At 46.2% G+C, this 9,144-nt stretch carries 7 protein-coding genes and 1 pseudogene; all 8 read left to right on the forward strand.

Annotated elements, in window-relative coordinates:
• Positions 1-375: 375 nt before the first annotated feature.
• The 8 genes and pseudogenes from DXA93_RS16625 (at position 376) to DXA93_RS16655 (ending at position 8,937) form a co-directional block, all read left to right on the forward strand.
• Positions 376-1,131 carry a LacI family DNA-binding transcriptional regulator gene (locus DXA93_RS16625; protein ID WP_243108229.1) on the forward strand — a complete coding sequence of 252 codons (756 nt, stop codon included), beginning with the start codon at positions 376-378 and terminating at the stop codon, positions 1,129-1,131.
• Entirely contained in the window at positions 1,131-1,382 is a 252-nt protein-coding gene (locus tag DXA93_RS18750; RefSeq protein WP_243109251.1) for a substrate-binding domain-containing protein, read from the forward strand. The genes DXA93_RS16625 and DXA93_RS18750 overlap by 1 nt, the downstream gene beginning before the upstream one ends.
• A 40-nt stretch (positions 1,383-1,422) precedes the next feature.
• Positions 1,423-2,373, forward strand: coding sequence for an ABC transporter permease (locus DXA93_RS16630; protein WP_119208830.1), 951 nt, complete (start codon positions 1,423-1,425; stop codon positions 2,371-2,373).
• Positions 2,374-2,385: 12 nt separating this feature from the next.
• Positions 2,386-3,318: a carbohydrate ABC transporter permease gene (locus DXA93_RS16635; RefSeq protein WP_055219078.1), complete on the forward strand. Its 933-nt coding sequence runs from the start codon at positions 2,386-2,388 to the stop codon at positions 3,316-3,318.
• Positions 3,319-3,413: 95 nt separating this feature from the next.
• A complete protein-coding gene (locus DXA93_RS16640) occupies positions 3,414-4,865 on the forward strand; it encodes an ABC transporter substrate-binding protein (RefSeq protein ID WP_119208832.1) in 1,452 nt (483 codons plus the stop codon).
• A 195-nt stretch (positions 4,866-5,060) separates the two neighbouring features.
• Positions 5,061-6,265, forward strand: a pseudogene (locus tag DXA93_RS16645) (glycoside hydrolase family 125 protein).
• Positions 6,266-6,653: 388 nt separating this feature from the next.
• A complete protein-coding gene (locus tag DXA93_RS16650) occupies positions 6,654-7,175 on the forward strand; it encodes a VanZ family protein (RefSeq protein ID WP_119208834.1) in 522 nt (173 codons plus the stop codon).
• 67 nt (positions 7,176-7,242) lie between these two features.
• Positions 7,243-8,937 carry an AAA family ATPase gene (locus tag DXA93_RS16655; protein ID WP_119208836.1) on the forward strand — a complete coding sequence of 565 codons (1,695 nt, stop codon included), beginning with the start codon at positions 7,243-7,245 and terminating at the stop codon, positions 8,935-8,937.
• The last annotated feature ends 207 nt before the right edge of the window (positions 8,938-9,144 follow it).

The following is a 9,144-nucleotide window of genomic DNA, read 5'->3' on the forward strand; positions in this document are numbered from 1 at the left end:
TTTACGGCGGTGTCAGGCAATGAGGCCATGGCTGTCTGGCGGTAGTATGAAAAACAGCAGAAGATGAAAAAAGACAGCGGGGAGTATGACAATTAGACGAAAAAGTCAGACTTTCCGCTGCTTTTTCGTTAAAAATGAAAACAGGCGAAAAAGTACTGCGTTAATATTAAGATGTTATGTGACTTAACACAAGAACACAGATTTTCTGTCTAAAAAATCAAAAGAAACAGAAGAATACTCCTCGATCTATACAAATTAGGACTGGAAAATAAGAATTTTAATATACAAAATAACGAAAAGGCTATTGACAATCTTTCTAAAAGATGTTAACATCTAAACACAAGTTAAGAAACAAATAGAGGGGCTGTTGGTAACATGGCAGAGAGAAAATCAGTATCCATGCAGGACCTGGCAGATAAGCTGGGCATCAGTAAAGTAACAGTTTCCAAGGCGCTGAACGGAAAAGACGGCGTGGGAGAAGAACTGAAAGAAAAGATTTTTGCGCTTGCGAGAGAATCCGGTTATGTCCTTCCGGACTACGGAAAACGGAAGAGCAAAAAAGTCGGTATCATCATGAGTCCGCGGTTCAGCTCCGGAGACGAAGGAAAATTTTATATGGCAATGTACGAGCGGATCATCTACGAGCTGCAGAGAGCATCCTGCTCGAGTATCATGATTTCTCCGACAACAGCAACACTCCCGTCGGACATGAACACGATACAGACCAGAGGGCTGTTCGACGGCCTGATCTTTCTTGGTATTCTCGATAAGGGTGTCCGGGAGCAGATTGCACAGATTGATCTCCCGAAAGTGTATGTGGACATCTACGATCGAACCCACAAATCCGATTCCGTCATCACCGAGAATATTTACAGCTCCTATGAGCTGACCAATTACCTGATCCAGCAGGGCCACACAGACATCGGATTTGTCGGAACCGTAGGAAGTACAACCAGTATTTCCGACCGATATCTCGGATATCTGCGGAGAATGCTGGAGGAGGGAATTTCCCCGAAAAATGAGTGGAGAATCCCGGACCGAAGCGATGAAGCATTGCCATTCCGCTTTTGCTGCCGGAGAAGCTGCCCACCGCATTTGTCTGTAACTGCGATGCCACCGCATTCAAATTAGTGCAGGCATTAAAAGAGCGTGGAATCTGCGTACCGGAGGATGTTTCCGTGACCGGTTTTGATGATTCCATTTATGCACAACTGTGCAGTCCGCCGCTCACCACGGTTGCGGTTGACACCGACGCGATTGCACGTCTTGCGGCAAAACGTATGATCAAACATATGAATGAACCGCAGAAAAAGGGCGGCGAGGTATACCGCATTCCCGGAAAGATTATTTACCGGGATTCCGTTTGTAAGATAAACGGATAAAGTGATAAGCCCGAGCAATCGGGAGAAGGAGGAAAAAATCTTGAGTAAACCAAGCAAAAAGAAAAAAAACCGCTGGACCAAGAATGACACCGAGCTGACCGTCATGGCGCTGCCTACCACAGTCTGGTACATTCTGTTCAGCTTCCTGCCTATGTTCGGTTTGATTATTGCATTCAAGAACTACAAAATCACCGGTGGAAAGAGTTTCATTTACAACCTGCTCCACAGTGACTGGGCCGGATTTAAAAACTTTTCGTTCCTGATCAGATCCAATGATCTGTTCGTCATTCTGCGAAATACAATCCTGTATAACCTGGCATTTATCGCCCTGGGTATGGTGTTTTCCGTAGGACTGGCTATCATGATCAGCCTGCTGCACAACAAAAGAGCATCGAAGGTATATCAGACCATGATGTTCTTCCCGTACTTCATGTCATGGGTTGTAGCTTCCTACTTCCTGGATGCATTCCTGAACCAGGATAACGGTCTGATCAACAGCATTCTGAGAAACGCAGGCAAGGAACCGATTCAGTGGTACATGAGTGCCGGTGTATGGCCATTTATCCTGATCTTCATGTATCTGTGGAAATCTACCGGATACAACATGGTTATCTACCTGTCCAGCATTTCCGGTATTGATACAACACTGTACGAGGCAGCCGTTATGGACGGCGCCAACAAGAGACAGCAGGTATGGCACATTACCCTGCCTTGCTTAAAGAGTGTCATCATCATGATGTTCATCCTGAATGTCGGAAAGGTCTTCTACTCCGACTTCGGACTGTTCTTCCAGCTTTCTCAGGGAGCAAGCGGTTCGATCTTCAAAACGACAGCAACTATCGACACATATGTATACAACGCACTGCAGTCTTCCACTCCGATCGGAATGACTTCTGCGGCAACATTCTTCCAGTCTGTTGCATGCTGCATCACCATCCTTCTTGCCAATGCCATTGTGAAGAAGATTGATGAAGACAGCGCGATTATTTAAGGAGGTACGAAAATGGCAAAAAAGAAAAAAGATCTTGATCTGGCTTCCTCTTCACATTTAAATCAGATCCAGGGATCTACAAATGCAATTTTCAATGTTATTTTTGTGATCCTCGCCCTGGCCTGTATTATCCCGGTGGTATTCATCTTTATGATCTCGATTTCTTCCGAGCATTCGATCAAGATGAACGGCTACCAGTTTATTCCGAGTGCATACTCGCTGGATTCTTACAAATTCCTTCTTCGGGAAGGACAGATGATCCTGACAGCACTTGGCGTTTCCGTTGCGGTAACGGTTATCGGTACGGTAATCGGAGTTGCCCTTACGATGCTGATGGGTTACGTTCTTTCCAGAAGCACCTACAAACTGAACGGATTCTTTACCATGGTCGTTTTCATTCCAATGATCTTTAACGGTGGTATGATTTCTTCTTATGTAGTCAACACACAGTTTCTGAATCTGAAAAACAGTATCTGGGCGCTGATTCTTCCGCTTTGTGTTTCTTCGTTCAACGTTGTCATCTGTAAAACGTTCTTCAAGACCAACATTCCGGAATCTATCATTGAGTCAGCACAGATCGATGGAGCAACTCAATTCCAGATTTTCGGAAAGATCGCCCTGCCGTTGTCGAAACCGCTGATGGCAACGATCGCCCTGTTCCTCACCTTCGGTTACTGGAACGACTGGTTCCAGTCTTCCCTGTACATCAGCGATACCAAGCTGTATTCTCTGCAGGCGCTGCTGGATCACGTACAGAGAAACATTGAGATGATGGCAAATAACCCGTCCCTTGGCGTTACCACGGCACAGTACATGAACTCGATGCCAAAAGAGGGCGCCCGTATGGCGATGGCAATCATCATCATCATCCCGATCGCATGCTGCTATCCGTTCTTCCAGAAATACTTCATTTCCGGTCTGACGGTCGGTGCGGTAAAAGGCTGATCGACCATTTACCTTTATGGATCTCATACTGAAGCAAAAGGCTTCGGTTAAGGATAATTTCAACATTCTATATTTTATATCAGGAGGATGCTACAATGAAAAAGAAACAGTTTTTAGCTCTTGCACTTTCTGCTGTTATGGCCGGTGGCATGCTGGCAGGCTGCGGAAGCAGCAACGGAAGCAGCAGCTCTTCAAAGAGTGATGCAAAAGATGAAGTTGTTACACTGAAATGGATTCAGGTTGGTAACGGAATGCCGAAGGATTATGATGAGTGGCTTGCACAGATCAACCCATATCTGGAGGAGAAAATCGGCGTTAATGTAGACATGGAGATCGTTCCGTGGGGCGACTGGGATAACAGAAGAAGCGTTATCACAAACTCCGGCGAGTATTTCGATATCCTGTTCACCGACCAGAACCGTTACTCTTCTGAGGTGAACACCGGCGCACTGATGGACATTACAGATCTGCTCAAAGACAACGCTTCCGAGCTGTATGACATGATTCCGGAAGATTACTGGAAAGCAGTAGAAGTAAATGGAAAAATCTACGGCGTACCGACCTACAAAGACAGCTCCCTTTCCGAGTACTTTGTATGGGATCAGGATATTGCAGACAAATATAACATTGATGTAAATTCTGTAACAGATTTCAATACTCTGTACGATGCTCTGAAGACAGTAAAAGAGGGCGAAGGCGGATCTCCGTACTTCATGTCCAAAAATGGTGCAAACTTCCTGCTGAACCTGAACTACGATGATTTAAGCTCCGGACTTCCGGCAATCGGCGTTAAATACGGCGATGACAGCAAGACCGTTGTCAATCCGCTGGATGACGAAGAAATCCTTTCCAACCTGGATATCGTTCGTAAAATGTATCAGGAAGGTATCATCAACGGAGATGCTCCGACAGCAGATGATTCCAGCAAATACGCAATGTTCTTTGCTGCACAGGGATGGAGCGGCGCTGCAAAAACAACATGGGGCCCGAACAATGGTATCGCCAATTGTTCAGCAGTACAGTATGGCAACACAGTCGTTTCCAACACAACCGTACGTGGTTCCATCAATGGTATCTACTCCGGATGCAAACACCCGGACAAAGCACTTCAGCTTCTGAACCTGGTAAACACCGATTCCAAAGTGCGTGACTGGTTCTACTATGGAGCAGAAGGAACAGACTTCGAGTACACCGATGACAATAAAGTACACCGCCTGACCACTGACTGGGGCATGGCCGGATATACCCAGGGTACTTTCTTCAATGTAACACAGACAGACGATGTTGACTTCAACCAGTGGGATGAAGTAGAAGAGCTGAACGAGAAAGCAACTCCGTCTGAGATGCTTGGATTCAACCTTGATACCTCCAACATCGAAACAGAGCTTGCAAACTGCCGTGCCGTATATGAGAAATACTATTCTGAGTTATTCACCGGCGCACAGGATCCGAGAGAGCTTGTAAAAACAATCGATGCAGAGCTTGAGACCGCAGGCTGGGAGACCATCCGCGAAGAAGCTCAGAAACAGATTGACGCACAGAAATAAGTCTGATACATTAATTTTATAAGAACTACAACAGGGCATTTTCGATTGCGGAGATGCCCTGTTGCAGAATAACGGGAAATAAGAAAAATTGAGCGAAAGGATGAAAAAAGAATGAAAGAGACCTTACCAAAGTCCATTCAGGAGCTGATTTTAAGCCTGAGAGAAAAACTGAAAGACGAGCCGGAAATCGTTGATATGTTTGAACGATGCTACTCCAATACCCTCGACACAACCGTAAAGAAAATGGAGGACGGCAGCACCTACGTCATCACCGGAGATATCCCGGCCATGTGGCTGCGTGACTCGGTAGCACAGCTGCGCCCGTACCTTGTTCCGGCGCAGAACGACCCGGAGCTGGCTGACCTGATCGCAGGCCTCATCCGCCGCCAGTTTATGTGCATCAACATCGATCCATACGCAAACGCATTCAACGAAGGACCGAACGGCAACTGCTGGGAGAAGGACGAGACCGATATGGGACCGTGGATCTGGGAGAGAAAGTATGAGATCGATTCTCTCTGCTATCCGCTGCAGTTCTCCTATCTGTTCTGGAAGAACACCGGAAGAACGGATCAGTTTGACGAGGTTTTCTGGGAAGGTGTTGATAAAATCCTGACTGTATTTGAGACCGAAATGAATCACGAGGAGAAATCTCCGTACAGCTTCATCCGTAAAAACTGCTCCTACACCGATACGCTTTCCCGCGACGGAAAAGGTGCGCAGGTAAAATCCGGCATTGGCCTGATCTGGTCCGGTTTCCGTCCAAGCGACGACTCCTGCCGTTACGGATATCTGATTCCGTCCAATATGTTTGCGGTTGTTGTTCTGAACTACCTGAAAGAGATCGCAGATTTTGTCGGCGGTAAAGAGGAGATTGCAAAGAAAGCAGAAGAAATGGCAAAGACCGTAAAAGATGCGATTGAAACGTATGGTACGACTCATATCTGGGGACTGGGCGATGTTTATGCATACGAAGTAGATGGTTTTGGCCAGTACAATCTGATGGATGATGCCAATGTACCGAGCCTTCTGGCTATGAGCTATCTGGCTATGAACCAAAGAGCCAGGAAGTGGCTGACAACACAAGAAAGCTGATCTTAAGCGAGGCAAACCCGTTCTACTATTCCGGAACGAAGCTTTCCGGAATCGGAAGCCCGCACACACCGGTTCGCTACGTATGGCACATCTCAAAAGCTATCGAGGGACTGACCGCACCGACAAAAGAGGAGAAACATCAGATGATCCACGAACTGATGGCAACCGACGGCGGCACAGGACTGATGCACGAGGGCGTTTTCGTAGATGATCCGACCGTTTACACCAGAGAGTGGTTCTCCTGGGCAAACGCAATGTTCTGCGAGCTTGTGATGCAGTACTGCGGATATGAGATTAAGAAATAAGAGTTTTCAACAAATAATAGCAAGGATTCTCCCACCTCTATAGGTGGTGAGATGAATTGCAAATAAGAAAGTTAACGGCAGTGGCGGGCGGAGAGAAATCGGTATCCCCCACTGATATGAGGCAAACCACAGTCAGCATTCTGCTGACATGTCAGACTCTGTGAAATTACCGACTGTGGATTGAAACAAATAAAATAGAAACGTTGGAAAAGCGGCTTTTCGGAAGATTCTGGAGAGCCGCTTTTTACGCTGTGCGGATTTTTCCGGCGGCATTAAGAAAAACTTAGGAAATCCGTTGGGATTTCTTTGGAAAAGAGAAGAGGAATCCTAAGAATGTTCTGATAGAATCAGACGTATACAAAATCTGATTCAGAGGGGGAAAACCAAGATGGGATTTCTGGCAAATAAGAAAAAATCAAAAGCATTTCTGGTGGTATTCGGCGTTTATCTGGCGCTGCTTGTCTGGTGCATTTTATTCAAATTCTCCCTGCGCCCGGAAGAAATTCCGCACCTGCGGGGGATTAATCTGATTCCGTATGCGGCGTCGGTTGTGGTGAACGGGAAAGTGCAGATTAGTGAAATTATCGAAAATATGCTGGTCTTTCTGCCGTTCGGCCTCTGCATCTCAGCCTTCTATCCGGACAGCGAAATCCAGAACCGCATTCTCCTTGCATCGGGACTGAGCCTGTTTTTTGAGGTGACGCAGTATATTTTTGCGATCGGCGCGAGTGATATTACGGATGTGATCGATAATACGCTTGGCGCGGTGATCGGAATTCTATTGTATCTGGGGATGAAAAAAATCTGGAAAGAGAAGACGGGAAAGATCATTACCATTCTGGGAGCGGTGCTGGAAGTGCTGTTTCTGGCGTTGTTGTTTTTTACGTTTGCGGCGAATGGGATGTTTTAAGATTGGAATTCAGGAAAGGATAGTGTATAATCGAGAAAAGGACAAATTCCGAAAGCAGGTGTGATGGATGGAAAAAGTAATTAGTATAGGAAAACAGAATTTTGCATCCTTAAGGGAAAACCATTATTTCTTTGTGGATAAATCTCACTTCATCAAGGACTGGTGGGAAAACGGGGATGAAATCACCTTGATCACCCGCCCCCGCCGCTTTGGCAAGACACTGAATATGAGCATGCTGAACTGCTTTTTCTCTAATAAATATGCCGTCCGGGGCGATCTGTTTGAAGGACTTGGCGTTTGGGAAGAAGAAAAATATCGGGAACTGCAGGGAACATATCCGGTGATCTTTTTGAGTTTTGCAGCCGTGAAAGCAGATCAGCTTTCGGAAGCGAAAATCCAGATCAAACAGCAGATTGCGAGAGTGTATGAAGAAAACCGGTACCTTCTGGACGGGGATCTGCTGAGCGGAAATGAGAAGAAAGCATACAACGAGGTCAATCTGCATATGGGTGATGCGGAGGCCGCAGCGGCGCTCAATAATATGAGTATGTATCTGGCGCGGTATTACGGCAGAAGAGTGATTATTCTGTTGGATGAGTACGACACGCCGATGCAGGAAGCGTATGTCCATGGCTACTGGGCGGAATTTACAACGTTTGTGCGGAGTCTGTTTAATGCGACGTTTAAAACGAATCCTTATCTGGAACGTGCGATGATGACCGGAATCACGAGGGTTTCGAAAGAAAGTATTTTTTCTGACTTAAATAATCTGCGTGTGGTGACGACGACATCGGATCTGTATGCGGACTGTTTTGGATTTACCGAAAAGGAAGTTTTTGCATCTCTGGACGAGTTCGGAATGGGAGACAAAAAGGACGTTGTGAAGCAGTGGTATGATGGATTTATCTTTGGCGGACACCGCGATATCTACAATCCATGGTCGATTACCAATTATTTAAAAGAAAAGAAACTGCGCCCGTACTGGGCAGATACGAGTTCGAACGGTCTGGCAGGAAAGCTGATCCGCACCGCCTCGCCGGAAATCAAAGAGTATATGGAAGATCTACTGAACGGACAGGCAGTCACGGTGAACTTTGATGAGCAGATGGTGTTTGAACAGCTGGATTACAATGAAAATGCAATCTGGAGTCTGCTGCTCGCGAGCGGTTATCTGAAAGCGGAAGAGGTGGAGTATCGCGGAATTACTTTGAAGCCGTGGTATCAGCTCCGTATCACCAATCTGGAAACGGTGAGCATGTTTGATGATATGTTCCGCGGATGGTTTGAAGCATCGGAAGCGGGGTACAGCAGTTTTGTAAAAGCACTGGTGCAGGGCGATCTGGAAGCGATGAATTATTATATGAATAAAGTGTCCCTTGCGACCTTCAGCCATTTTGATGTCGGCGGGGAGAACAGTGAAAGTCTGGAGCCGGAACGATTCTATCATGGCTTCGTCCTGGGACTGATGGCAGAACGCGCAGAGTGTTATCAGATCCGGTCGAATCGGGAAAGTGGATTTGGACGGTATGATGTGATGATGATTCCGAAGAATAGAGAAAAAGATCCGGCGATTATTATTGAATTTAAAGTCTGCAGCCGGGTAAAAAAGGAGACACTGGAAGATGCGGTGCAGGAGGCTTTAAAACAGATCGTGGATAAAAAATACGACGCAGAACTGGTGGCCCTCGGCGTGCCGCAGGAAAGGATCCGGCATTATGGGTTTGCATTTGCGGGGAAGAATGTGTTGATTGGAGCAGAATGAGAGAAACGGGTGATGAAGGTCATCCGTTTCTTTTGGCGTAAAATGGTATTCCTATTGACTCACTATGATATAGATAGTATGATAAATTTAATTTTTAAAACTATAAATGAGCAAATATCGAATTTTGCACAAACTTATCCCACAAACTTAAAAGCTTCTTCGAATGAGGCGCTGCTTTTTATGAGGCGGTACAGGTTTGCAAACTGT

This window comes from Blautia sp. OF09-25XD (assembly GCF_003482095.1).
Taxonomy (GTDB): domain Bacteria; phylum Bacillota; class Clostridia; order Lachnospirales; family Lachnospiraceae; genus Fusicatenibacter; species Fusicatenibacter saccharivorans.

Coding starts and splice junctions, on each gene's coding strand:
- DXA93_RS16650 (WP_119208834.1), top strand. CDS start 6,654: ATGGGATTTCTGGCAAATAAGAAAAAATCAAAAGCATTTCTGGTGGTA.
- DXA93_RS16655 (WP_119208836.1), top strand. CDS start 7,243: ATGGAAAAAGTAATTAGTATAGGAAAACAGAATTTTGCATCCTTAAGG.
- DXA93_RS16635 (WP_055219078.1), top strand. CDS start 2,386: ATGGCAAAAAAGAAAAAAGATCTTGATCTGGCTTCCTCTTCACATTTA.
- DXA93_RS16640 (WP_119208832.1), top strand. CDS start 3,414: ATGAAAAAGAAACAGTTTTTAGCTCTTGCACTTTCTGCTGTTATGGCC.
- DXA93_RS16625 (WP_243108229.1), top strand. CDS start 376: ATGGCAGAGAGAAAATCAGTATCCATGCAGGACCTGGCAGATAAGCTG.